Origin of the sequence: Paenibacillus sp. V4I3 (assembly GCF_030817215.1) — a bacterium.
Classification (GTDB): Bacteria; Bacillota; Bacilli; order Paenibacillales; family NBRC-103111; genus Paenibacillus_E.
The window spans coordinates 3,995,583-4,018,814 of record NZ_JAUSZA010000001.1; the positions used below are offsets into that span (position 1 = coordinate 3,995,583).

At 42.1% G+C, this 23,232-nt stretch carries 25 protein-coding genes, 2 pseudogenes and 1 riboswitch; of the genes and pseudogenes, 20 read left to right on the plus strand and 7 right to left on the minus strand.

Annotated elements, in window-relative coordinates:
* Window positions 1-86: 86 nt before the first annotated feature.
* The 4 genes from QFZ77_RS18245 to QFZ77_RS18260 form a co-directional block, all read right to left on the minus strand.
* Window positions 87-908 (minus strand): hypothetical protein, encoded by an 822-nt coding sequence (locus QFZ77_RS18245; RefSeq protein ID WP_307441620.1) that lies wholly within the window; start codon window positions 906-908, stop codon window positions 87-89.
* A gap of 228 nt (window positions 909-1,136) precedes the next feature.
* Entirely contained in the window at window positions 1,137-1,403 is a 267-nt protein-coding gene (locus QFZ77_RS18250; protein ID WP_307441622.1) for a hypothetical protein, read from the minus strand.
* A gap of 606 nt (window positions 1,404-2,009) precedes the next feature.
* Window positions 2,010-3,629, minus strand: a complete 1,620-nt coding sequence (locus QFZ77_RS18255) for an ATP-dependent nuclease (protein WP_307441625.1) — start codon at window positions 3,627-3,629, stop codon at window positions 2,010-2,012.
* Window positions 3,630-3,643: 14 nt separating this feature from the next.
* The gene (locus tag QFZ77_RS18260) at window positions 3,644-4,435 is read right to left on the minus strand and encodes a restriction endonuclease (protein WP_307441627.1); all 792 of its coding nucleotides are present in this window, start codon (window positions 4,433-4,435) and stop codon (window positions 3,644-3,646) included.
* 168 nt (window positions 4,436-4,603) lie between these two features.
* Between QFZ77_RS18260 and QFZ77_RS18265 the strand changes: the two genes are divergently transcribed.
* The 3 genes from QFZ77_RS18265 to QFZ77_RS18275 all read left to right on the plus strand — a co-directional run bounded on the left by QFZ77_RS18265 (window position 4,604) and on the right by QFZ77_RS18275 (window position 6,791).
* Entirely contained in the window at window positions 4,604-5,338 is a 735-nt protein-coding gene (locus QFZ77_RS18265) for a uracil-DNA glycosylase family protein (protein ID WP_307441629.1), read from the plus strand.
* Between the two features lie 3 nt (window positions 5,339-5,341).
* Window positions 5,342-5,563, plus strand: a complete 222-nt coding sequence (locus tag QFZ77_RS18270) for a hypothetical protein (protein WP_307441630.1) — start codon at window positions 5,342-5,344, stop codon at window positions 5,561-5,563.
* Window positions 5,564-5,660: 97 nt separating this feature from the next.
* Entirely contained in the window at window positions 5,661-6,791 is a 1,131-nt protein-coding gene (locus tag QFZ77_RS18275) for a copper amine oxidase N-terminal domain-containing protein (protein ID WP_307441631.1), read from the plus strand.
* Window positions 6,792-6,935: 144 nt separating this feature from the next.
* Here QFZ77_RS18275 and QFZ77_RS18280 read toward each other — a convergent pair whose 3' ends face one another.
* On the minus strand, window positions 6,936-7,172 hold the full coding sequence (locus QFZ77_RS18280; RefSeq protein WP_307441632.1) for a helix-turn-helix domain-containing protein: 237 nt from the start codon (window positions 7,170-7,172) through the stop codon (window positions 6,936-6,938).
* Between the two features lie 147 nt (window positions 7,173-7,319).
* On the opposite strand from QFZ77_RS18280, the gene QFZ77_RS18285 reads away from it, so the two are divergent.
* From QFZ77_RS18285 to QFZ77_RS18295, 3 genes and pseudogenes are all read left to right on the plus strand, one after another.
* On the plus strand, window positions 7,320-8,051 hold the full coding sequence (locus QFZ77_RS18285; RefSeq protein ID WP_307441634.1) for a hypothetical protein: 732 nt from the start codon (window positions 7,320-7,322) through the stop codon (window positions 8,049-8,051).
* A 302-nt stretch (window positions 8,052-8,353) separates the two neighbouring features.
* Window positions 8,354-8,452, plus strand: a pseudogene (locus tag QFZ77_RS18290) (sporulation initiation factor Spo0A C-terminal domain-containing protein); the annotation flags it as partial.
* Window positions 8,453-8,491: 39 nt separating this feature from the next.
* Window positions 8,492-8,722 carry a helix-turn-helix domain-containing protein gene (locus QFZ77_RS18295; RefSeq protein ID WP_307441636.1) on the plus strand — a complete coding sequence of 77 codons (231 nt, stop codon included), beginning with the start codon at window positions 8,492-8,494 and terminating at the stop codon, window positions 8,720-8,722.
* Window positions 8,723-8,895: 173 nt separating this feature from the next.
* On the opposite strand, the gene QFZ77_RS18300 is transcribed toward QFZ77_RS18295, so the two are convergent.
* Entirely contained in the window at window positions 8,896-8,991 is a 96-nt protein-coding gene (locus QFZ77_RS18300; RefSeq protein WP_082615175.1) for a YjcZ family sporulation protein, read from the minus strand.
* Between the two features lie 413 nt (window positions 8,992-9,404).
* Between QFZ77_RS18300 and QFZ77_RS18305 the strand changes: the two genes are divergently transcribed.
* The 3 genes from QFZ77_RS18305 to QFZ77_RS18315 all read left to right on the plus strand — a co-directional run bounded on the left by QFZ77_RS18305 (window position 9,405) and on the right by QFZ77_RS18315 (window position 11,290).
* The gene (locus QFZ77_RS18305) at window positions 9,405-10,301 is read left to right on the plus strand and encodes an MBL fold metallo-hydrolase (protein WP_307441638.1); all 897 of its coding nucleotides are present in this window, start codon (window positions 9,405-9,407) and stop codon (window positions 10,299-10,301) included.
* A gap of 8 nt (window positions 10,302-10,309) precedes the next feature.
* Window positions 10,310-10,786 carry an SRPBCC family protein gene (locus QFZ77_RS18310; RefSeq protein WP_307441640.1) on the plus strand — a complete coding sequence of 159 codons (477 nt, stop codon included), beginning with the start codon at window positions 10,310-10,312 and terminating at the stop codon, window positions 10,784-10,786.
* A gap of 78 nt (window positions 10,787-10,864) precedes the next feature.
* Window positions 10,865-11,290, plus strand: a complete 426-nt coding sequence (locus QFZ77_RS18315) for a hypothetical protein (RefSeq protein ID WP_307441642.1) — start codon at window positions 10,865-10,867, stop codon at window positions 11,288-11,290.
* 66 nt (window positions 11,291-11,356) lie between these two features.
* Here the strand turns inward: QFZ77_RS18315 and QFZ77_RS18320 are convergent, their stop codons facing one another.
* Window positions 11,357-11,935 carry a guanylate kinase gene (locus QFZ77_RS18320; RefSeq protein WP_307441644.1) on the minus strand — a complete coding sequence of 193 codons (579 nt, stop codon included), beginning with the start codon at window positions 11,933-11,935 and terminating at the stop codon, window positions 11,357-11,359.
* A 163-nt stretch (window positions 11,936-12,098) separates the two neighbouring features.
* Here QFZ77_RS18320 and QFZ77_RS18325 point away from each other — a divergent pair, with 163 nt between their 5' ends.
* The 11 genes and pseudogenes from QFZ77_RS18325 to QFZ77_RS18375 all read left to right on the plus strand — a co-directional run bounded on the left by QFZ77_RS18325 (window position 12,099) and on the right by QFZ77_RS18375 (window position 23,193).
* Complete coding sequence (locus tag QFZ77_RS18325) at window positions 12,099-12,329, plus strand: hypothetical protein (protein ID WP_307441647.1); 231 nt, start codon at window positions 12,099-12,101, stop codon at window positions 12,327-12,329.
* A gap of 42 nt (window positions 12,330-12,371) precedes the next feature.
* Window positions 12,372-12,573, plus strand: a riboswitch (cobalamin riboswitch).
* 141 nt (window positions 12,574-12,714) lie between these two features.
* Window positions 12,715-14,409, plus strand: coding sequence for a precorrin-3B C(17)-methyltransferase (gene cobJ, locus QFZ77_RS18330; RefSeq protein WP_307441648.1), 1,695 nt, complete (start codon window positions 12,715-12,717; stop codon window positions 14,407-14,409).
* Between the two features lie 19 nt (window positions 14,410-14,428).
* Window positions 14,429-15,373 (plus strand): sirohydrochlorin chelatase, encoded by a 945-nt coding sequence (locus QFZ77_RS18335; protein ID WP_307441650.1) that lies wholly within the window; start codon window positions 14,429-14,431, stop codon window positions 15,371-15,373.
* Window positions 15,370-16,137 (plus strand): precorrin-6A reductase, encoded by a 768-nt coding sequence (cobK, locus tag QFZ77_RS18340; RefSeq protein ID WP_307441653.1) that lies wholly within the window; start codon window positions 15,370-15,372, stop codon window positions 16,135-16,137. The genes QFZ77_RS18335 and cobK overlap by 4 nt, the downstream gene beginning before the upstream one ends.
* A 14-nt stretch (window positions 16,138-16,151) precedes the next feature.
* The gene (locus QFZ77_RS18345; protein WP_307441655.1) at window positions 16,152-16,802 is read left to right on the plus strand and encodes a precorrin-8X methylmutase; all 651 of its coding nucleotides are present in this window, start codon (window positions 16,152-16,154) and stop codon (window positions 16,800-16,802) included.
* A gap of 5 nt (window positions 16,803-16,807) precedes the next feature.
* Entirely contained in the window at window positions 16,808-17,938 is a 1,131-nt protein-coding gene (locus tag QFZ77_RS18350) for a cobalt-precorrin-5B (C(1))-methyltransferase (protein ID WP_307441656.1), read from the plus strand.
* Window positions 17,935-19,170 (plus strand): precorrin-6y C5,15-methyltransferase (decarboxylating) subunit CbiE, encoded by a 1,236-nt coding sequence (gene cbiE, locus QFZ77_RS18355; protein WP_307441658.1) that lies wholly within the window; start codon window positions 17,935-17,937, stop codon window positions 19,168-19,170. The genes QFZ77_RS18350 and cbiE overlap by 4 nt, the downstream gene beginning before the upstream one ends.
* Window positions 19,163-19,873 (plus strand): precorrin-2 C(20)-methyltransferase, encoded by a 711-nt coding sequence (gene cobI, locus QFZ77_RS18360; RefSeq protein ID WP_307441659.1) that lies wholly within the window; start codon window positions 19,163-19,165, stop codon window positions 19,871-19,873. The genes cbiE and cobI overlap by 8 nt, the downstream gene beginning before the upstream one ends.
* Window positions 19,874-20,650, plus strand: a complete 777-nt coding sequence (gene cobM / locus QFZ77_RS18365; RefSeq protein ID WP_171692432.1) for a precorrin-4 C(11)-methyltransferase — start codon at window positions 19,874-19,876, stop codon at window positions 20,648-20,650.
* Window positions 20,647-21,804, plus strand: coding sequence for a cobalt-precorrin 5A hydrolase (locus QFZ77_RS18370; RefSeq protein ID WP_307441660.1), 1,158 nt, complete (start codon window positions 20,647-20,649; stop codon window positions 21,802-21,804). The genes cobM and QFZ77_RS18370 overlap by 4 nt, the downstream gene beginning before the upstream one ends.
* Window positions 21,804-23,193: pseudogene (locus QFZ77_RS18375) on the plus strand (cobyrinic acid a,c-diamide synthase CobB). The gene QFZ77_RS18370 and the pseudogene QFZ77_RS18375 overlap by 1 nt, the downstream one beginning before the upstream one ends.
* Window positions 23,194-23,232: the final 39 nt, after the last annotated feature.

Sequence of the window (23,232 nt, forward strand, 5' to 3'; positions counted from 1 at the left end):
GTTACAGTTCGTCTGCTTTGGTTTATTACTATCGTCCATAATTATCTCTCCTAGTGTATGAAAGTTATTGGCTCGATCAACGTTTTCTATACGTCAGCTACATGCATGACCAAAGTTACTTTTCGTTCCAAGTCAGTTGCAATAAAAAACTCCGTTTTGTTATTACTTCTGAAGATTGATCTCACAACACCACCGTTCTTAAGAGCATTTGAATTTAAGGCAATATCCAATTCTGTCGATTGACCCCACTTATGTGAGAAATGGTTTTTTATTGAATCATGTAATTTGCTAATACCAAGTTGATCTATGCAACGCTTTGTTATCATTAATTTATCATTTAAGTTCTCAGAGAAACGTTTATTACGGTCAGTTTTATATTTGCCTTTCATGTTTCCAAGAAAACGTTGTTGCTTTCTCACATTGTAACAAGCAGTATAAAACTCTCTATATTGTTCTTCAGTTAAATTATTATTCGATGCAAGAGTAGTTATCAGTTTATTATGATTTTCTCTTGTAACATCATGAATAGACAAATCCCTAAGAATTGAGGAATCCTTCATTGATTCGTTTAGTTTATTCCATATCGGAAATACATTTCCATAGTTGCTTCCTTTTTGTGCCCAGTTTAAAGGTACAGCATGACCTAAGCTTAGAACATGTTCAGGAAACCGATTATTGGTTAGTGGACACATAGAATCAAATATATCAAAGAAAATTGTTCGCCATTCATTTGTTCTTAAAGTTCCAGATAATCCGATTTTCCTTGCTTGTTTGTTAGCATAATTCACTCTACAAATCATGTGGCTTCTTGTTTTATGGACTAGAAGATAATCACCTAAATTAATATCAATTTGTCTTTCTGCTTTGGGGAAATAAATAGAAAAAGCTAATATGCCGTTTTGATTCAAAATTCTTATTCCTCCATTCTTTATTTTCCAATAGCCTTCCTAGCGGTGTTATGAGCAGTTTTGTAGTATGCTAAACTTTTTCGGCGTCCAGTATATTTGACGTTGAACGCAATTTGAGGATAGGTTGCAGTTAGCATTTCAAGGAGGTCAACTATTTTATCAATAACGTCTATGTACAGTTCTTTGGCGGCTATGGTCTTATTAAGGTATCTTTTGATTATGTTGCAGTCAGAAAAAAAAAATAACCCTTTCCAAGATTTCAGTAGAAATTATTCTGGTTTCCAACAATTTAGCTATGATATTAAGACTAAATTCAAGTGCTAACAACTCGCCGTATAATGGGTCAGGAATCGTTACAAGTCTTAGTTCTGATTCATTAATTTGTTTACCCATTCCTGCCAAGCAAACTCCTAAGCCAATCACACATTTTAGATCATCACAGGATGCATCACAGAAAACTGCCATGAGAGATTTCTCTTTTTGATAACTGGTCATGTTATGATTCATCCCTAACCAAATCATTGTTAGTTAATATATTCAATAGCAATATAGCACAAGGTATTAATAAATTCAATAAAACATTAAATCTTACCATATTGTATGTACAGGTGTCAAATAAAATGAATTACCATTTATTTGTAAGTGATGCAAAATAAAAAGGAGTTGCTTTAGGTGTCAACTCCTCTTCTATATTTAGTTAAATAGTTATTAGTTCTTTTGATGCTCATAGCACAGAATACGGTTATAAAGCATTTGTGTTTGCCAAGCAGCAATCTTTGACCTTCTGTGTTACTTGCTTACCAAACTTGCACAGACGTGAATATCTACACCAGAAGAACCAACTGCAACTCCTAAGCCTACGATTAAGCTAACACCTAATAGTGGTGGTAGTAATTCAAACGTTTACTATAATAATTGAACAGAAGCTAAGGCAGAAGGTGCGTATAATATTAAAGATAATGAAAGTGTTGGTTGTGAGTAGTATAAGCCAGCGATTATTTAGTGGATATACCAATATACTAAGTAGTCATTTTTTGTATAATTTTTTTGCATAAAAGTAGCCACCAGTAATTATAACTGATGGCTCTTAGGCGTGAAAAATTACTGTTCATCGGTTGCTGCTACTTGGCGTTGTATTATAGACGATTTACTCTGTTCTAGGATTCTATCTCCAAGAGTTCGTATTGCATTTTTAATCTTGGTTGGAATTTCAGATTCAATCATTTCTAAAGCAACTTTTCTACCTATAGATTCGGGTGATTTTTTAATAATTTTTAATAGTTGATCTTTAACATCATCTTTATCACCAAAACTGATGGATTCAAAGTTCTTATCATGAAAAACCTTTTGTAACACATGTTTTGGATAATAATTCTCGATTTCTCTTTTGTCCAAGATAAAACAACTTTCACGCTTTAGATTAGTGTTTTTAATCAAGTATTCTGCAAACTCGTCTGGGTTTTTATCATCAGAATCCAGAAGTACAGCATATGGGATTCCTAAGTCATCAAGAATCTTTGCATTGGCAAAATAGAGTGCCTTATCCTTACCAGAAATAACAAGAATTTTGATGCCTATGCTATCTAAATTAATTCCTAGCTTCTTTGCCCAAATATCAATAACTGTTTCTTCAGTTCCACCCTCAACCATTAAGATGGCATCCCATTGTAGCCAGTCACTATTTCTTAGTTCAAGGTTCTCTTGAATAATGCTAATGTCCCTATCTTGCTTTATTCTTTTTGCAGTAACTTTCCCGTATTCATTACGCTTTAGAAGCGTGATTCCCTTTAGGTTACCTCTATCTATAAATACAGTTGAATGCGTTGTAAGAATAACTTGACCATCATTTGCTGTAATCGATTGAAGGGAATGAAATATTTTTCGTTGTGCTCCAACATGCAGGTAAGCATCTGGTTCTTCGATGCCAAAGATAAGATTTTTACCAATATGATGTTTTGCATAAGCCCTAAATAATGAAACTACCAACGAACTTTGGATACCTGAACCTTTACCGCTGATTGATGTTGTACTGAATCCATCATTTACGAGTAAGTCCATTTCTACTGCTTTATCAATAGACACATTAGACTGTGGGATTAACTTATGTACATCAGCAGTTTGTTCCTTTAAATAACCTTCAATATCTTCAACAATTGAACCTATATTATTAGATATTATTGATTTTAGTTTTTGTACACTATCAGTTACTTCTTTTTTCTTTAGAACTAAAGGCATAACGAGTTTTCCAAGTATAGAACCTGAAGTTAATTTAGTAGCTTTATCAATATCTCTTATTGATTCCACATAAATGAATTGAGGAAGGTGGGATGATATTTTTTTCCAATCAGCTGTTTTAAGTTTATCATCTTTCATATATACTTCTGCTGTCTTGAGTTTAGTTGCATCACTAGTGTCAAGGAAAATTATTTTCTTTACTTCTAACTTATCACTATCGAGATATGATTTTACCAAGCTATAAAATTCTTCATTCCCAAGTTCTTCCTCAGTTAGTTTAAAGGTTATTGAAATCTCTAGTTTATTCTCCCCATGCGATATTTCTTCCCTACTTGGTTTTAAATCGTTTAGAAAAATATCTAATGCTCTTAGTGTACTTGACTTTCCAATATCATTTTTACCAATTATAACACTAAATTCTTCGAATTTAAGGGATACATATAAAAGGCTTTTTAAGCCTTTTATAGAAACTCTGCTGATTAACAAATGGTTATCTCTCCTTAACTTCTTTGATGTTCATAGCACAGTATTTGATTATTAAAACGTTTAGGGTTCGCCAAACAGTAATCTTTCACCTTCTGTGTCACAGGCTTACTACAGCTTGCACATACGTTATTATTTTCATCATAAGAAGTAGCCGCGACTTCACGAATAGTGGTTACAATTTGTTGTTCTTGTTCTGAAACTTTTATAGTTTGAGAAGCATTGACACCAGCCATCTGCTCAATTAGAACATCCCTGTCCCATAACTTAATACCTAGTCGCTTGGCACCATCCCTAGCTTGCTCTGTAAACCTGCTGTTTGTAATAACCCAAGCTTCTGTTGCTTTATATACATCTTTGGCAGAGTAGGCTTGTTGTATCGCTTCATAACCTACGTTTTGCTTCCAACGCTTCGCTTGAACGATTACCTTCTTTGTAGCTGATTTTAAAATAAGGTCAGCACCATAATCTCCTTGACCACCAGTACGTTTTACTTCCCAACCTTGACGTTTGAAGAACTGTTCTAAGTATCGTTCAAACATAGTGCCACTCATATTATCTATTTCGTTGATGTTGGCTCTTTGAAGTTTAGCTTTTATGCTGGCAAGATAGATACCTAACGAAATTGCTAGAACGACAATTAGTATAATGAGAACTACATTTAGAAATGAACCACCAATTGGTTGGGCGTACTTACCCATAAAACCAATGTTAAACACTACAAAGAACACACACCCAATTAATGATTTGAAGAGAATTTCAATAATCATATCTTCAAACGTTTGCTTTTTACGCCTTCTTCTTGCCATGATGTACCCTCCTGATATATTGTGTAGGTACGTATTCTCCAAAATATTACAATACCCTTCATTTATAGGTCAATAGTCATAAATTACTCCTATTGATTATAGGGATGTGAGTTTTTATTGAGTTTAATTAGGTCTGTGATCTTGTCTTTTTAAGGAAAGGTGAAACGCTTGATTTCAAAATTAGTAGTTTATAGAGATTACATTACATCTTTGCCTTCAGGAAATCTAACTAAAGATGATTTATTGGTATCGAATCTACTTGTCGAAGAGCAAGGCGATTTGAAAATATACTATGCCCCATTTGACTACATAAATGAGCAAGCTAAGGTAATGATTGTAGGGATAACGCCTGGCTTTACACAAATGGAATTAGCTATAAGGCAAGCTAGGCAAGATTTATTAGATGGGGTTTCAGTGACAGAAATTGATAAGAGAGCCAAGCAGTTGGCTAGTTTTGCTGGTTCAATGCGTAAGAACCTAATAGCAATGTTGGATGAATTAGGCTTACCAGAATCGTTAGGTCTTAAATCAAGTGAATCGTTATTTGGTGAGCAAAGGGACTTGTTACATACTACATCAGTAATTAGATACCCTGTCTTTTTCAAGGGAGAGAACTATACAGGACACAAACCAGAAATCTTAAAATCCGAAATCTTGTATAACATTGCTTCTGAACTGCTGGGGAGAGATTTGAAGGCAACGAATAGCGCATTAATCGTACCGCTAGGTAAATCTGTTTCTGATGTATTGAGGACGTTTGTAAGTGACGGTTTACTTGAAGAGGATAGATGCCTGTTTGACTTTCCACATCCATCAGGAGCGAATGGTCATAGAAAAGCACAATTTGATAATTGTAAAGAAACACATAAGAATCAAGTGACTAAATGGTTTGTTAAAGTGTAAGCAATGAAAAGATGGCTTGAGATCATAACGATCAAAACAGATGAGCAGCTACAAAATTGCATTAACGCTAATATGGATGTTGAGGTATGGTTTGCTGGAACATTAGATTGTGCTTCTGAGATTAAAGAATTTGATGATAAAGTGGTTGTAGTTGAGGATGGTAAGTTTTTGCGGAGTAATTGTGTTTTGAAAATTAAGGGAAGCCATCTACGCCTAGTGAATTAAGTCTCAAAATGAATGCAAAACTGGAGAAATATAGTATACTAACTAGGGGAGTAAGGTAATAACTTCCATAAAACTCAGAATGAAGCTAGGAGTATATATGTTAAAGCGAACAATCACTACATTGGTATTAGGTGCAACAATTTTTTCTGTAACACCAGCTCAAGCAACTACAACACAAGACCTACGAATGATACCTGTAATCGTTAATGGTCAAAAAGTTAAGTTCCCTGATACAGAACCCTACATCGACGGTAATGGTCGCACATTGGTTCCTGTACGTTTCGTGAGTGAGAAACTTGGAGGAACTGTGACTTGGAACGAAGCAACTCAAACCGTTACAATCAAAAATGGATCTAAGGCAATCAGCTTGCCTATAGGCTCAAACGTTGCGACAGTAGACGGACAAGCTGTAACGCTTGATACTACCGCTGTACTAACGGAAGGACGTACAATGGTTCCTCTTCGCTTTGTAAGTGAAGCATTGTCATCAAAGGTAACTTGGGATGATGGTGGTCATGCTGTGCAAGTGAGTGATTCTGCGTATCAAGCAAAAGTTGCTAGTGGAGAAATGGTACTGGATGCTTGGGGACGTGAATTGAGTAAGGTGTGGGATGCTAAGTGGAACAAACTTACTGATATGCCTTCATATGTGTATGATTTGCAATCTTGGGCAGATACGAGCAACAAAGCATTCATGACAAAGTTTCCTTGGGTAGATAAACAGCATATAGACATGTGGTCTACTACAATTCGTAACTATTATCAGGCTCAGTTGAACGTAGATTATAGAACCATTGATGAAGATACATTTGTAGCTACAACTATGAAGAGTGTAGAAGGTGATGGTTACTCTCGTAGACAACTAGAAAAAACTTTTCGTAGTTATGTATCTTGGGTGAAGAAGAATCATGTAATAGCTAAAGGTTACGCTGATCCTGAGAACTCTTTGGTGTCTTACAGATCATCTGGTCCTGTTGTCTTGACTCATTTTAAGTTCTTCATAATTAAAGCAGATGAAACAGCTCAAACTTTCATGGACAACTGGGATGTGTCAGATCAATCCGATTCCTTTGAATTGGAAACTGGAGTATGGTACGAGGGTTATTCAGATGTAAGTCTTGGATCTCATTTTGCAAAAGAGCGTGAGGATCATTTCGGTGTAATTGCTGGTGAAAGCATGTTTGTTAAAGGTCACTATAAGTATGAGATTCTTTCATCGGAAAAGTAGGATTGAGGAAGCCTAGCTCTCTTAGTAAAACTTGTTATTACAAAGCATAGATAAAACTCGCATTTTATCTAAGTCAGTCGTAAGAAGGCACTAGAATGAAAGCAAACGCTCTAGGATTGCTCCTGAGCGTCTTTTTATGTTCGTTTAATGGTTCTGATTATCAAATTCTAACTCTACGAGCCTGACGAGTTCTGAAGGTTTCATTTTTAGTCCTTTGGCAATATCAAATAAACTTGTTAGCGAAGGTTGATATTTACCACTTTCAAGTTCAGAAATGTAGGTTCGTGCAAGGGTGCTATCAGTTGCTAATTGTTCTTGGGTTATGTTCTTTTTTATTCTGATGCTTTTAACGACTTTACCGAAAATTAGTTCAATTTGCAAGGAATGTTCTCCTTTTTGAATTAATTATCATGGAAAGCCGCATAAGTCATTGTCTGGTATACATAACAAAATGGTTTATATATCCACATTCTCGTGATATATTCAGATTGTTACACAATTGAAATATTAGAATGGGGATAATACAACATGGAAAACATGACAAGTCTACTTAGTGTTGATGAAGCTACAATTGAAAGAACTGAAGTAAGTAAAGCTTCAATAGTCCAGAAAATTGCACGTTATACATGGTGGATAGTATTTCTTTCAACATTTGTTCTTTGGTACAATTGGCAATTTTGGTGGGGAGTATTAACCTTTATCGGTTCAATTATGATTATGGGTATTGGTGAAGAACCCACAAACAAAGCGAAAGAAATCGCAAAAAATCAAAAAAATGAAAAACTTAATGAACTTCTGATTTCCAAAGGGATAAACTGCTCTCAAAAGTATGTTACTGAGAAGTATGATCTTGCAATTGCAGTTGATGAACAGAAAAATCGACTATGCTTTATTGATTATGAAGTTAGAGAGTTTTCGTTTGCCGATATACTAGAAGTAGAAATTGTTGAGGATGAAGTACAAATAACGAAAACCTCAAGGGGGAGTCAATTAGGTGGTGCAGTTATTGGCGGTGTTCTGGCTGGTGGAGTCGGAGCAATTATTGGAGGACTTTCAGGGCAAAAGACTTCAAGCAATGACAAAGTGAAGAGAATCTACATTAAGATGATCGTTAACGACACGCAAAGACCTTATGTCACAATTGATTTTCTGAATGAGAAGAAAGAGATACTTAAGAAGGATAAGAAGGTTATGAAGGCAACAAACGATGCCAATCATTGGTATGGATTGATGAGCGTATTGATTAAAAGGGCTGGATGACAGTAGATGATTTGAATGACAGGGCTTAATACTTTTTCATATATTGTCACACGTTTCTTCATTAATATAAATTCAAGCTGAAGCCCATAAGACTCCTTCGATATTGAAGTAACTTTTGGGGCTTGTTTTTTGTGTAATTATTTTGTGAGTTTATAGGCTTTGAACTTGTGTTCAAATCCATCTCATATTACAATAATCACAGACCAATAAATTATGGTCATAAAGCCTATAAATACCTAGTGAGATGGGAAAGCTATAGGTTATCACCAATTACAGAACCCTTGTTGTTCTAAGATGTGAAATTCGGATACACGATTAACATCTCAAAGTCGAAACCGACAAATTCAGAATTCATCGCGATGGTTGCTGATAAGCTTCGCATCGAGCATAAGGTTTCTTGAGAGGGTTAGAATCTTTGTAATATCTCGGAGGTCATCAGAATGAAATATGAGCTCGGTCGCTGCCTACTTAGTGAACGATTACTTGAATCCGACATGACTGCCTTTGAACTCGCTCGAACTTTGCTTTATAAGCCAGAGCGGATAACCGACTTTGTTGAAAACAAAAGAATCATGCCGCTTAAGTCTGCTATATCTATCGCTGACACTCTGGGGTGTGATGTGAATGATTTGTATGAATTGGTCACGATCGAGTCGAACGTATTAAATTGATGGTTGTAATCCTATATATCAAAAAGAGGGCGCTCTTATTCAGAGCGTTCTTTTTAGTTTATTTAAAACATACAATGAACTTTTCTTTGTTAATATGAACCATGGCGGGAACGGGGGAATGTCAGAAAGACTACCTATGAGGATAGGTAGCCCTTCTGTATTTGTTTTCTAAATTACCAAACAAAAGCGCTAGTGATGATAACCAGTAAAATGAACAGTACCAAGATTGCTGCTGAAGAAGTATAACCTACGCCAGTTCCACAACTCATCCGAATCAACCTCCAACTGATATTGGTTTGTGTTTCGAGATAGCTTATGACTATTTTTGAGGAATGTTTGGGCGAATCGACTGATTGTGCTATTGTCCCTATTTTTGAAAAAAAATCGGTTGTTAATCAAATCTTGGAACCATACGATGCGGATTTACGTTAATACATCTAGTCATAAAAAGACTATTCCTATAAGTTTAAGCTTGGAGGCGGCATAGAAGTTGTTACTTATATTGACGAGTTTCGTAGTGGGAATTGTGTGTGTTATTGTTCTTTTTGTGAATGTTTACCCTGTTTTCGGACGGAGACCCTCGAAGGAGAAGGCACAGTCTTTCTCGCGATCCTCTCAGTATTTGAATGGGAAATTCGAAAACCCTGTTCCTACCATGATGAATATGGGCTTGAGGAATACAATGGGGATCTTGCTCGATTTTGCGAAAAGCAGTCCGAATCGACGTCCAAAGACGCAATTAGAGATGGAAACCCCCAATTTGACCAAGGATCTGGAAACGAAAGTGACTTGGTTTGGTCATTCGGCTTCCTTACTAACGATCGATGGAAAAGCCCTTTTATTAGATCCCATGTTCGGGAAAGCTCCTTCGCCGTTTCCATGGTTCGGGAAGGGAAGGTATAGCGGTGGATTGCCTTTTGAAATTGCGCAGCTGCCCGTGATTGATGCCGTTATTTTGTCACATGACCATTATGATCATTTGGATTATGGATCAATCATGAAGATTAAGCATAAAGTGAACAAGTTTTTTGTCCCGCTTGGGGTTGGCGGTCATCTGATCAGATGGGGTGTGCAGCCTGAGAAGATCGAAGAGTATGACTGGTGGGATGAGTTTACGTTTGAAGGTTTAACGTTGGCTTGTACGCCAGCTACACACTTTTCGGGGAGAAGTATGACGGATCGTGGTGCTACCTTATGGTGTTCGTGGGTGATCAAAGGAAAGCAGTCCAGCATCTTCTTCAGTGGTGATAGTGGGTATTCCTCCCATTTCAAAGAAATTGGGCTTAAATATGGTCCGTTCGATCTTACTCTGATGGAGTGCGGACAATACGATGATCGCTGGTCTGATATTCATATGATGCCGGAAGAAACAGTCCAAGCCCATTTGGATGTGAAAGGGAAGCTGATAATTCCGATACATTGGGGAGCATTCACGCTGGCCTTACATGACTGGACAGAACCGGTAGAGCGTGCCACAAGGGCAGCACATGCTAACAAAGTGTCAATTGTCACACCAAAAATAGGTCAAACTGTCATCGTGAATGCCGCAGATTATCCGATAGACACTTGGTGGAAGTAGAGGAGTCAATGCCAACTATACGACAGAAGTTACTTATTCATGCACCTATCGAGGTGTGTTTTGATTTGGCAAGAAGTATAGATATCCATGCGGAATCAACCTCCCATACGAAGGAGAGAGCGATAACAGGTAGGACACAGGGGCTGATTGAGCGTGGAGAAACAGTGACTTGGGAAGCTTATCATTTAGGTATTAAGCAGCAATTGACTGCCCAGATTACTGAGATGGATAAGCCGCATTACTTTGTAGATGAAATGGTAAGAGGGGCATTCAAGCGATTTCGTCATACACATGAGTTTGTAACTGTAGAGCAAGGCACTTTGATGGTGGATACGTTCGATTACACCTCACCTTTTGGAGGATTGGGGAAGCTTGTTGATCACTTGTTTTTAGCAAAATATATGACTCAGTTTCTTGAAAAGCGTAATAACTATGTGAAGAAGGTTGCTGAAGAGATAGCCCAGTCTATCAGGTCTGCTAGGTAAGAACTGGATACTAAGACTCCCACATGGTATTATGGATAAGGCTGGTAGATCGAAGTGATCAGGAGAGAAGAAGAATCTATGGTTGAACAAAAAAGTGAACGAAAATTTCATTTTCTGGGTGTACTGCTTGGTATAGCGGTTGATAACTTGGGGACTTTGATATCGACTTCGTTAATTGGCGGTATCTATTTTGCTAATCGCCCAGTGGATGAGCAGGATGTAAGTGTTATATATTCGAATGTAGGCCTATTACTTTTGCTTCTGGTAATTGGATTGTTCTGGTCGTTTCTTGGCGGATTCATCGCCGCTAAGGTTGCGAAGCGTGCCGAATATTTCAATTCGGCCATTATTGGTGTCATCGGCGCTGCAATCGGATTTGATTCCATGTTAACCAATCATAGCATTCCGTTATGGTATGAGTTGATTGGCTTTGTTGTCATCGTGCCGGTCTCACTATTAGGCGGATTCTTGGCCTTGAAGAGGAAAAAAGCCCCATTAAAATGAATGTTGGATCGTAAAAAAGAGACTCGGTGATGTCGATCACCGGGTCTCTTGGCGTTAATAGCACACTTAACTGGTTGTAGTTGGCATATAGGCGAGCATGGTTGCCTTCACTTTGTCGATCGTTTCTTGTAAATTCATATTCTCAAAAACATGTTCACAATCCTTGCGGTAGGAGACTTCCTCTATGTAGTGGTTCATGTAGTGGTCTATGACGTCTGTTGGCGTGTTACGAGCAAGCATGCGTTCCATGATCGTTTGTTTGTTGACATAGATGAACAAGCGGATAGCTCTTTCTCCAAATGTATACTTGAAACGGTTAGCTGCATAACGATTCACAATGACATAGATAAGTCCGTCTTTGCGAAGCGCTTCATCGATGTCCGCTTTCTTAATACCATAGAAATTCCCGTCAATTTCAACAGTTTGAAAAAATTCACCTGCAATGTCACAATCGATGAACACTTTGCGTGAGATGAAGTTATAATCCTTCCCGTTGATTTCTTTGGGTCTAGGTGTTCGAGTTGTGTAGGAGACGACAGATGAGAAACCAAGCTCTTTGGCAATGTGATGGGCAATTGTTTTACGACCAGAACCGCTAGTGCCAGTAAAGACAAACACCAATCCATTCGTTTCATGACTGCTCATATCAATTCCTCCTTCATATAATGAAAGCGATATCTTGATAGATTCATTATAGTACGAAAATTCTGAAAATTAAAGAAATACTTTCTCGTTTAATAGGAATCAAAGGGTAAAAATACGCTATAATAGATAGCATCACTTCGTTTAAATGGAAAGGAACCTAACTATGCCTAAATATGCGAATTTAAGTGCGGAAGCAACGGAATTTTTACGTCAAAAAACGGGAAGCAATCACTTAGAGTGCTATACCTATATTGACCCGGAGCGTGGGAAGGATAGTTTTTTTATCGTTAAAACGATCAATAAGGTCATTCAAGTTTCTTTTGCAGAAATGACCTATAATCCAAGCAGTTACCAGAGTTTGATGGAAGGACTCTATCAAGCCATCTATGAATAAATACGTGACAACCCTATCAATAGATGGTAGGATGATCGTAATTGCATATCATTGGAATTAGGTGCCATATTTCCATTCGGATGTATGGTTAAAAGGGAAGACCGGTGAAATACCGGCACGGACCCGCCACTGTGAAAATCGCCGTTTATTACGGTAACTCCTTGCAACATGCCACTGGGTAACAACCTGGGAAGGCGCAAGGGGATGATGAAGTCAGGAGACCTGCCTAATTCAACAACACAATAACCCTACGAGGAATTAGGGAGTGTTAGAGAGCGGTTACTTCTGGTTTTGTTAACTGTAGTAATTTACCAAGCATTTCTAACATGACTTATGTTAGGGATGCTTTTTTTGTTTGTGTAATTACGGGGAAGGGTGATACAAATTGTCAGGAAAACTGCTCATTATCGGCTTTGGACCGGGGAGTTTTGAACATATTACGAAGCGTGCAAGGGAAGCGATTGGGGAAAGTGAAGTTATCATCGGATATAACACCTATGTAGATCTTATAGCAGGTCTATTAACCGATCAGCAAGTAGTTCGAACAGGCATGACGGAAGAAGTGAGTCGTGCGCAAGAGGCTGTGCGGCAAGCGAAGCAGGGGAAGAAAGTTGCCGTTATTTCCAGTGGAGATGCCGGCGTGTATGGAATGGCCGGTCTTGTCTATGAGGTATTGATGGAACAAGGCTGGACGCGTGAGGAAGGCGTTCAAGTGGAAGTGATTCCTGGCATTTCAGCTGTTCATTCGGCTGGATCTCTGCTAGGTGCTCCAATTATGCATGATTCATGCACCATTAGCTTAAGTGATCATCTTACGCCATGGGAGCTGATTGCGAAGCGGGTTGAGGCAGCGGGGATGGCTGATTTCGTCATTGCCCTCTATAACCCGCGAAGCGGTAGACGGACCAGACAGATTGTTGAGACTCAGCGTATCCTCCTTAAGTATCGTTCTCCTTTAACACCTGTTGGGATTGTCAAAAGTGCGTATCGAGATCGTCAACATATTGTTGTGACGACGCTTGCTGATATGTTGAATCATGATATTGGCATGTTAACGACAATTATTATTGGTAATTCCGCAACCAAGCTGTATGACGGACTCATGATTACACCACGCGGTTATCAACGGAAATACACATTAGGTGCTGAAACACAACCGCTCAAGCCACATCAAAGGTTGAAATCCGAGGCAGAGCCCTGGGCTTTGGAACAATTGGATGAGCAGGATTGGGATGAATCCATGGAGGAGTTAGATGAAGAAGATGAACTCTTGGAGGATGAGGTTACTGAAATTAAAGAACCTTCCCAGCTGAAGTCATCGCCGAATTTGTCACCTAGTAACTCCTTACAGCTTGCAATGGAAGCCTTGCAGCTAGTATCCAAAGGGAATGAAGAGGTGTCTTTTGAATTTGACAATAAGCTGACTGCGACCCAATCTATCTTTGAGTTTGCAGTAAGCCCCGGCATCGCGAATAAAAAATTAACAGCAGCCCAACTGTGTGCGTTAGGCGAGATTGTTGGAGATCGTGGAGATATTGAATATTCGCCACATCATCAACTGATTGTTCGTGTGCAAACCAATAACCCTAACCAGATTACATCCGAACTAAGTGCACTTGGTTTATTGTTATCACCGATTGGTGATGTTGCCCAAATCAAAGCATGCGATTTTTGTAATTTGGAAAAAGGTGAATCTATTCCTTATGCGGAAGCAATCCATCATCGAATTGGCAATCTAGAAGTACCTAAAGAGTTGAAAATTGGCTTTAACGGGTGTGGAATGGCTTGTTATGGGGCTGTTCAGCAAGATATCGGCATCGTCTACCGCAAAGAGAAATTTGATCTATTTCTTGGCGGAAAAACAGTAGGTCGAAATGCACATGCGGCTCAGCCTGTTGCAGAAGGAATTGAACCTGCGGAGCTTGTTGAATTAGTTGGCAGGATCGTGGAACGTTACCAAAAAGAAGGACATCCGAACGAACGGTTTCATAAATTTTTCAAGCGTGTCAAAGAAATTGAAGGTTACCGCCATCAAGAAATGGTAGGTTTCGTCATCGAAAATGCCATTTGCGGCGATTAGAATTAGGGGGAAATAAAGGATGAATGCTGTTTTATTTGTGGGTCATGGGAGTCGGGAAGAAGGCGGGAATGAGGAAGTTCGCCTCTTTGTTTCAGAAATAGCGAGTAAGATGCAAGAGCAAATTGTGGAGACATGTTTCCTAGAATTTGTTCAACCAACGATCATGCAAGGAATTGATCGCTGTGTAGAACTGGGGGCAACTCATATTGTGGTCATTCCTATTATCTTATTTGCAGCTGGGCATGCGAAAATTCATATCCCGTCTGCTGTTGATGATGCGAAATTTAAATATCCATTGGTGAAATTTACATACGGTAGACCTATTGGGGTACACGAACAAATTCTGGATATTTTATCCTCCAGGGTAGAAGATCTCGGAGTTCAAGTGAAAGAGGACTTAGGTGAAACAGCTTTACTTATAGTTGGACGTGGAAGCAGTGATGCAGATGCGAATAGTGATCTGTTTAAAATCTCTCGCTTATTCTGGGAGAGGCTTCAGGTGAAATGGGTGGAAACAGCCTTTATCGGAGTTACAGCACCTCTGATGGATGCTGGGATTGAGCGCTGTTTGCTGCTCGGCGCAAAAAAGGTTATCATTTTGCCGTATTTCCTGTTCACAGGCGTTTTGATTCAACGTATGGACCAAATGGTTCAAGGGTATCGGGAAACATATCCAGATAAACAATTCCAGATGGCTCCTTATTTTGGCTTCCATCCGATGCTGCAAGAGATTCTGATTGGACGCGCGCAGGAAGCGCTTCAGGATGAAGTGAAGATGAACTGCGACATGTGCCAATATCGTCTAGAGGCGATGAAGCATATCGATCATCATCACCATCATGATCATGACGATCATCACCATAATGATCACGATCACAAACACGAGCACGACCACGACCACGACCATGACCACGCCCATGACCACGACCATGACCATGACCATGCTAGAGGTGACAAACGATGATTCTCGTTCTTGCAGGTACGAGTGACGCTAGGGAGCTGGCGTTAGGGATTCGCGCAGCAGGTTATGCTGTGCTCACAACAGTTGTGACCGAAAGTGCAGCGAAGAGCATGGAGGCGGAAGGGCTTCCGGTACTCACAGGTCGCCTGACCGCGGAAGATATGAACCAGCTAATTCAAGAAAAAGGCTTACGCGTAGTAGTTGATGCGACCCACCCTTTTGCTGAGGAAGCGTCGAAGAATGCGATGGCGGCGGCTAAAATGGCAGCAGTGCCTTATGTTCGTTTCGAACGTCAAAGCTTGTCCATCGAGCAGGGGGCGCTTATCACGACGGTTGATGATTATAAACAGGCTGCAGAGTTAGCGGCTGAGAAACGTGGCAGCATTATGCTGACAACCGGCAGCAAAACGTTGAAGATTTTTGCTGATCGTCTGATTGGACTTCCCGATACGAGGCTTATTGCGCGGATGCTTCCGCGCCAAGATAATATGGAGAAATGCGAAGAATTGGGCATTGAACAGAAAAATATTGTGGCTATGCAGGGCCCTTTTTCCAAAGAGTTAAATAAAGCACTTTATGACCATTACAAAGTTACCTTAATGATAACGAAAGAAAGCGGAAAAGTCGGAGCCGTGGATGAGAAGCTCGAAGCAGCACTGGAAATGGGTATTCCGAGTATTGTGATAGGTAGACCAGAACTTGAATATGGGACGCTCTATTCTGACTTTCAAGGTGTTATACAATTTGTAAACGATAGCATTCATTAGGAGGGTTAAATAGGATGGATTTTCATACGGATTTTAAACCATTAACGGTACAACCGCAGGAAATTGAAGAGAAAAGCTTTGAGATGATTACAGAGGAATTAGGCGAACATTCGTTTACTGCAGAGCAATATCCAGTTGTACAGCGTGTAATTCATGCTTCAGCAGATTTTGAATTAGGACGCAGTCTTGTCTTTCACCCGAGAGCAATTGAAGCAGGCATTGCTGCCATTCGAGCTGGTAAAATCGTTGTAGCCGATGTTCAGATGGTGCAAGTCGGCATTAGTAAACCGCGTATTGAGCAATTCGGCGGCGATGTGAGAGTGTATATCTCGGACAAGGATGTCATGGAGGAAGCCAAGCGTCTGAATACGACACGGGCGATTATTTCAATTCGCAAAGCGATTAAGGAAGCGGATGGAGCTATTTATGCCATCGGGAACGCACCGACAGCCCTGCTGGAGTTGATTCGACTCGTCAAAGAAGGAATCGCGAAGCCGGGGCTCATCGTCGGTGTTCCTGTTGGATTCGTTTCCGCAGCGGAATCGAAGGATGAACTGGCCAAGCTGGACATTCCGTTCATCACGAATATCGGCCGCAAGGGCGGCAGTCCCGTTGCCGTGGCAGCAGTCAACGCGCTGTCGATTATGGCGGCGCGTAAGGAGTAGCGCCTATGGAGGAAGTACCGGGCAAGCCACTGCGCCACGGCTACACCACTGGCTCCTGCGCAACCGCAGGAGCCAAAGCAGCACTAGTGGCGCTCATCGAGCAAGCGCCACAAACGCACGTACATATCCGTATCCCCATCGGGGAGACGGTTGAATTTGCCCTGCACAGCTGCGAATACACGCAACTGTGGGGCGAAGCCGCCGTCATCAAGGACGGCGGCGATGATCCCGATGCGACGCACGGTGCGGAGATCATCGTGCGCGTAAGCTTCCGTGCCGAGCCTGGCGTCGGCATCGATGGAGGCATAGGCGTTGGGCGCGTGACGAAGCCTGGCCTGCCCGTCGAGATCGGTCAAGCGGCGATCAACCCGGTCCCGCGGAAAATGATCCGCGAAACCGTGCAGGAAGTGCTTGACCATTACGAGATCGTGCACGGTGTTGACGTGCTCGTATCTGTGCCCGCCGGCGAAGAAATCGCCAAGAAGACGCTGAATGGGCGTCTTGGCATCCTCGGCGGGATCTCGATTCTCGGCACCCGTGGCACGGTGGTGCCGTTCTCGAGTGCGGCCTACAAGGCCAGTGTCGCACAAGCGATTCGCGTAGCCGTGAAATGCGGCTGCAAGCATCTGGTGCTCTCGACCGGCGGCCGGACGGAAATATTCGGGATTAACATGTATCCCGAGCTTCCGGAGGAAGCTTTTATCGAGATGGGCGATTTCGTCGGGTTTGCCCTGATTCAAGCCCAAAGGCAAGGCATTCGTAAGGTGACTTTGGTCGGCATGATGGGTAAATTCTCAAAGGTGGCACAGGGTGTGATGATGGTGCATTCGAAGAGTGCTCCGGTTGATTTTGGGTTTCTTGCACAGGTCGCGATCGAATCGGAAGCGTCCGATGCGCTTGTTGAAGAAATCAGGGGTGCCAATACAGCCTCACAGGTTGGAGATTTAATGGCGGGTACAGGAAATTTACGTTATTTTGAGCGTTTATGCGAGCGCTGTAACCTAGCTGGACTAGAAGAGGTTGCGAGAGACGGGTTTGATTTCATAGAAACAGTGATCATTTCGATGAAAGCTGAACTCTTAGGGAAATCGGCGATGGTGAAGCTAAGCGAGAATGGAGAGAGTGCATACGAATGAGTAGAAGCGTGAAAGTGATTGGTGTCGGCGATAACGGACAAGGGAGCCTGCTCCCTTTATATATCAAATGGATTAATGAAAGTGAAGTGCTTGTTGGCGGAGAGCGTAATCTTGCCTTTTTTCCAGAATATAAGGGCGAGAGGATCGTCATAAAAGGCAGCTTGCCTGAGCTCATGAGTAAACTTCAAAAAGAAGAACGTTCCATTGTCATCTTGGCTTCTGGCGACCCGCTCTTTTATGGGATTGGCGGTTATGTAGAGAAGAAGCTGGAAGGTGTACACATTTACCCGGCTGTTAGCTCGATTCAACTGGCTTTTGCCCGGATGGGGGAAAGCTGGCACGATGCTTATATCTCAAGCGTCCATGGACGGAGTATCAAGGGCTTGGCGCAGCGAATAGACGGGAAAGACAAAGTGGCCCTGCTCACGGATGAAACGAATTCACCGAGTGCGATTGCGGCTTATTTGCTTTCTTTTGGCATGACCGAATATCGTGCCTTTGTGGCAGAGAATTTGGACGGAGCCGAAGAACGCTGTGGTTGGTACGATTTGGACCAGCTGGTCACGGAAACATTTTCACCACTCAATGTGGTTATTTTGAAAAAACAAATCCAAGGTCCTGTTTGGCCGCTTGGCATTGAAGATGATCAGTTCGCCCAACGCAAACCGGATAAAGGGCTAATAACGAAAAAAGAAATTCGCGTATTAAGCATCAGTCAATTAGCTTTACAAGTGGATAGTGTCGTATGGGATATTGGAACTTGTACAGGCTCCATAGCCATTGAGGCGGCACGCGTAGCTCGTGAAGGTGCTGTATTTGCCATCGAGAAAAACGAAGACGATCTCCATAATTGCTTGGAAAACAGCGCCAAATTTCGTGTTGATCTTACGGCCGTACATGGCAGAGCACCAAAAGGTCTCGATGCTTTCGCTGATCCGGATGCCATCTTTATTGGCGGAAGCGGTGGAGAGATGCAAGAGCTGTTAGAAATATGTGCAGCTAGACTGAAGCCGAATGGCAGGATTGTGTTGAATGCAGCAACGATAGAGACGTTATACGAAGCTGATAAGACGTTTGAGAAGGTTGGTTTTACAACGCAGATATCGCTTGTACAAGTATCGCGCAGCAAGCCTATCCTACATATGAAACGATTCGACGCACTGAATCCGATCTACATCATCACAGCGCAGCGCAAGCAGACGGATATGGAGGGAGGAACAGGCGATGAGTAATCTCGGTACACTATATGGTTTGGGTGTTGGCCCAGGCGATCCGGAATTAATTACGGTCAAGGCTTTTCGATTGTTAAAAGAATGTCCGGTGATCGCTTACCCAAGAAAGAAGCGTGGGGCCAAGAGCTATGCGCTAGCGATTACAGAGCTGTACGTGAATACGGAGCAAAAAGAAATGATGGGGCTCACTTTTCCAATGACAAGGGATAAAGAAGCGCTTGAAATGCAGTGGACGAAGACAGTTGAAAGTGTTTGGGGACATTTGGTGCAAGGGAAAGATGTTGCCTTTGTGACGGAAGGCGATCCGATGATTTACAGCACCTACATTCACTTGATGCGTCTTATGAACGAACGTCATCCCGAAGTAAAGGCTGTCTCCATTCCAGGGATTTCTTCGATTAACGCGTCTGCATCTCGTTTGGGCGTCCCCTTAGCGGATGGTGACGAGCAAATTGCTATCGTCCCGGCGATGGACGACTACGACAAGATGCGCAAGGCCATTGAAGAACATGATTGTGTCGTGTTCATCAAGGTCGCTAAAGTGATAGATTTGATGCTATCCGTACTTCGCGATCTCGGACTCGTGAATAAGGCATCCGTTTTAACCAAAGTTACTTCCTCGGAGGAAGAGATTTGGCGTAATGTGGAAGAACTGCAAGGACGAGAATTAGAATATTTAACCTTGATGGTGGTGAGAAAATAGATGAAACTCTATATTATTGGTGCAGGACCGGGAGATCCGGATTTGATCACTGTGAAAGGCTTAAAGCTTCTTCAACAAGCAGATGTTGTGATGTATACAGACTCGCTTGTGAATGAAGAGTTGATCGCTAAGGCGAAGCCTGAAGCAGAAGTACTGAAAAGCTCGGGCATGGAGTTGGTGGAAATGGTTGGTATCATTGTCGACCGCCTTAAACAGGGGAAGATGGTCGTGCGTGTGCACACCGGAGATCCGGCCATGTTCGGTGCAACGATGGAACAAATCGCTTTGCTGCGTAAAGAAAACATTGGCTATGAAATTATTCCAGGCGTAAGCTCCGTTTTCGCTTCAGCCGCGGCTGTTGGCGCAGAGCTCACGATACCAGATCTTACCCAAACGGTTATTCTAACTCGAGCGGAAGGCCGTACGCCAGTGCCGGAGCTTGAGAAATTGCGTGATCTTGCCGCACATCATTGTACAATCGCCTTGTTTCTGAGCGCGACTTTAATCAAGAAAGTTGTTAGCGAGTTTATTGAGGCGGGGTGGAGTGAGGAGACACCTGTTGCGGTTGTTCAGCGTGCTACTTGGCCTGATCAGCTAATTGTTCGTACAACGGTAGGAAAGCTGGAAGAGGATATGCGGAGCCATGGTATCCGTTCGCATGCGATGATATTGGCAGGCTGGGCATTGGATCCGGAAATTCACGGCAAAGAGGAGTATCGCTCCAAGTTATACGATAAATCATTTACGCACCGCTTCCGCAGAGGTGTTAAGCCATGACGATTAGTCTTCAAGAGGGAGTCATTCCTGTTATACGACAGCAAAATGACTATGCGATCGTAGCTATTACGAAGCATGGCGTCGAGATTGCACGTAAGCTGAATGAGCAAATGAGCGGCACGGATGTATATTACATGAGCAAATTCGTCAAAGGTGACGAAGAGCAGCGCTCGATACAACTTTTTACAGGTAGTGTTCGGTTACTATTTCCAGCCTTATTTCCTGCTTATCAAGGACTTATTATCATCATTTCCCTCGGTGCTGTTGTTCGTATGATTGCTCCGCTCTTACAGGATAAAAAGAAAGATCCGGGGGTTGTCGTCATTGATGATAACGGGGAGAATGTAATCAGTATGCTTTCAGGACATTTGGGTGGCGCCAATGAGCTGACCCATGAGGTTGCGGCAGCCATTGGGGCTAGAGCTGTCATTACGACGGCTTCGGATGTTCAAAAAACGATTCCTGTTGATCTCTTCGGCCGTCGTTTCGGCTGGGTTTGGGACTCGGCAGATAAACTGACCCCGGTCAGCGCTGCTGTCGTTAATGAAGAACGAATTGCTGTTATTCAGGAATCGGGTGAACCGAATTGGTGGACGCACGAACGCCCAATACCCGCCAATATTGGGCGGTTTACATCGATTTCGGATGGTCGAGCAAGCGAGCCGAATGCCGTTCTGCTCATTACGCATCGTCTTTTGGAGCCAGAGGAGGAAAGCATTCTAACTAACGGTGTGCTGTACAGACCGAAAGTTATCATTCTCGGAATAGGCTGTAACCGCGGAACTTCAGCTGATGAAATTGAACAAGTCATACAATTAACACTTGAAGAGCTTTCATTTTCCATACGAAGTGTGAAAGCAGTTTGTACGATTGATTTGAAGAAGGACGAAGTAGGCTTGCTCGAGGTTACGCGTAATCACGGCTGGGAGTTCATCACCTATTCACCTGAAGAGTTGAACACTGTGACCGTTGAGGCACCTTCTGAGACTGTGTATCAGTTTACAGGAGCGTATGCGGTAAGTGAGCCGGCTGTTATGCTTTATACGGGCCAAGACAAACTAGCAGTAGTTAAGAAAAAATCAGGAAATGTCACCATTTCTGTGGGATTACTCGACTTTACTGGTTCTGCTCCATTCGAACGAGGTGCCTTGTGATGGATCGGCGGATTGTCATTGCAGGCACAGGCAGTGGTGTAGGGAAGACCACCTTGACCATCGGTATTATGGCTGCTTTACAGAAACGAGGAATTACGGTTCAGGGATTTAAGTGTGGTCCCGATTATATTGATCCAACCTATCATTCGGCAGTGACGGGAAGGCCTTCACGCAACTTGGATTCATGGATGACTGGGAGTGAAGCAGTGAAGGAAATATTTGAACGCGGAAGTCAAGCTTCAGATATATCGATAATCGAAGGTGTTATGGGGATGTTTGATGGCAAAAACCCACTAACAGATGAAGGCAGTACCGCGGATATAGGACGCATCCTAGGTGCTCCGATCGTATTAATTGTCAACATTGCCAGTATGGCTAGAAGCGCCGCTGCAATCGTGAAAGGCTTTCAGCAGTTTGGTCAAGGCGATAGCATTGTCGGTGTTATTGTCAATCGAGCAGGCAGCGAAGGGCATTATAAGATGGTAAAGCAAGCTATCGAGCAGGAATGTGGTGTTCCTGTCCTTGGGTATCTGCCGCGTGATGCGAACATTGAACTTCCTGAAAGGCACTTAGGTCTAGTTCCATCGATTGAGCGAGGCGAGCTCCAACCTTTTTTTGAGTTTTTAGCTGAAAAAGTGACCGCACATATAGATTTGGACCTTTTGTTGGATTTAGCCGCAGCTGAGCCAATAGATTGTAAGCCCGTTTTATTCACTAGCAAAGATCAACTTGAGGTATCGAAACGAGTTAAAATCGCGATCGCCAAAGATGCCGCATTTCACTTTTATTATCCGGAAAATCTGGAGCTGTTAGAGGCGGGGGGGGCGGAATGTGTATTCTTTTCGCCGCTTGCAGGTGAAGTGGTTCCTCTTGATGCGGATGGACTTTACATTGGTGGAGGATTTCCCGAGGAATTCGCGGAGCGATTAGCTGCCGAAGAAGCAGTTAAGTCTTCTGTCCGCAGCCGAATTGAGGAAGGTATTCCGACACTCGCTGAATGCGGTGGATTTATGTTCCTCACGGAACAAATTGTAGATACTGCAGGAAATGAATTTCCAATGGTGGGCATGATCCCGCGGAAAAGTCACCATGCAAACCAAGTTAGCAGCGCTAGGTTACCGCGAGGCTGCAGGTGTAGAGGAAAACTTCTTGCTGCCCGCAGGTGAACAGGCTCGCGGCCATGAATTTCATTATTCAACTTTTCAAGCTAATGAGGGTGCGGATGTGAAAGCTGCCTTTCAATCGAAGGGCAGGCTTGGAACCAAAGCAGATGGATATCTCACAGGGAATCTTGTTGCCGGCTATACACATTTGCATTTCGCATCTAATCCGAACATGGTGAAGGAATGGATTCATGCGTGTAAGCAATATCAACAAAGTCGTAAATAACAATGAAACCCCTTAGCTGAGTTAGCTAGGGGGTTTCGT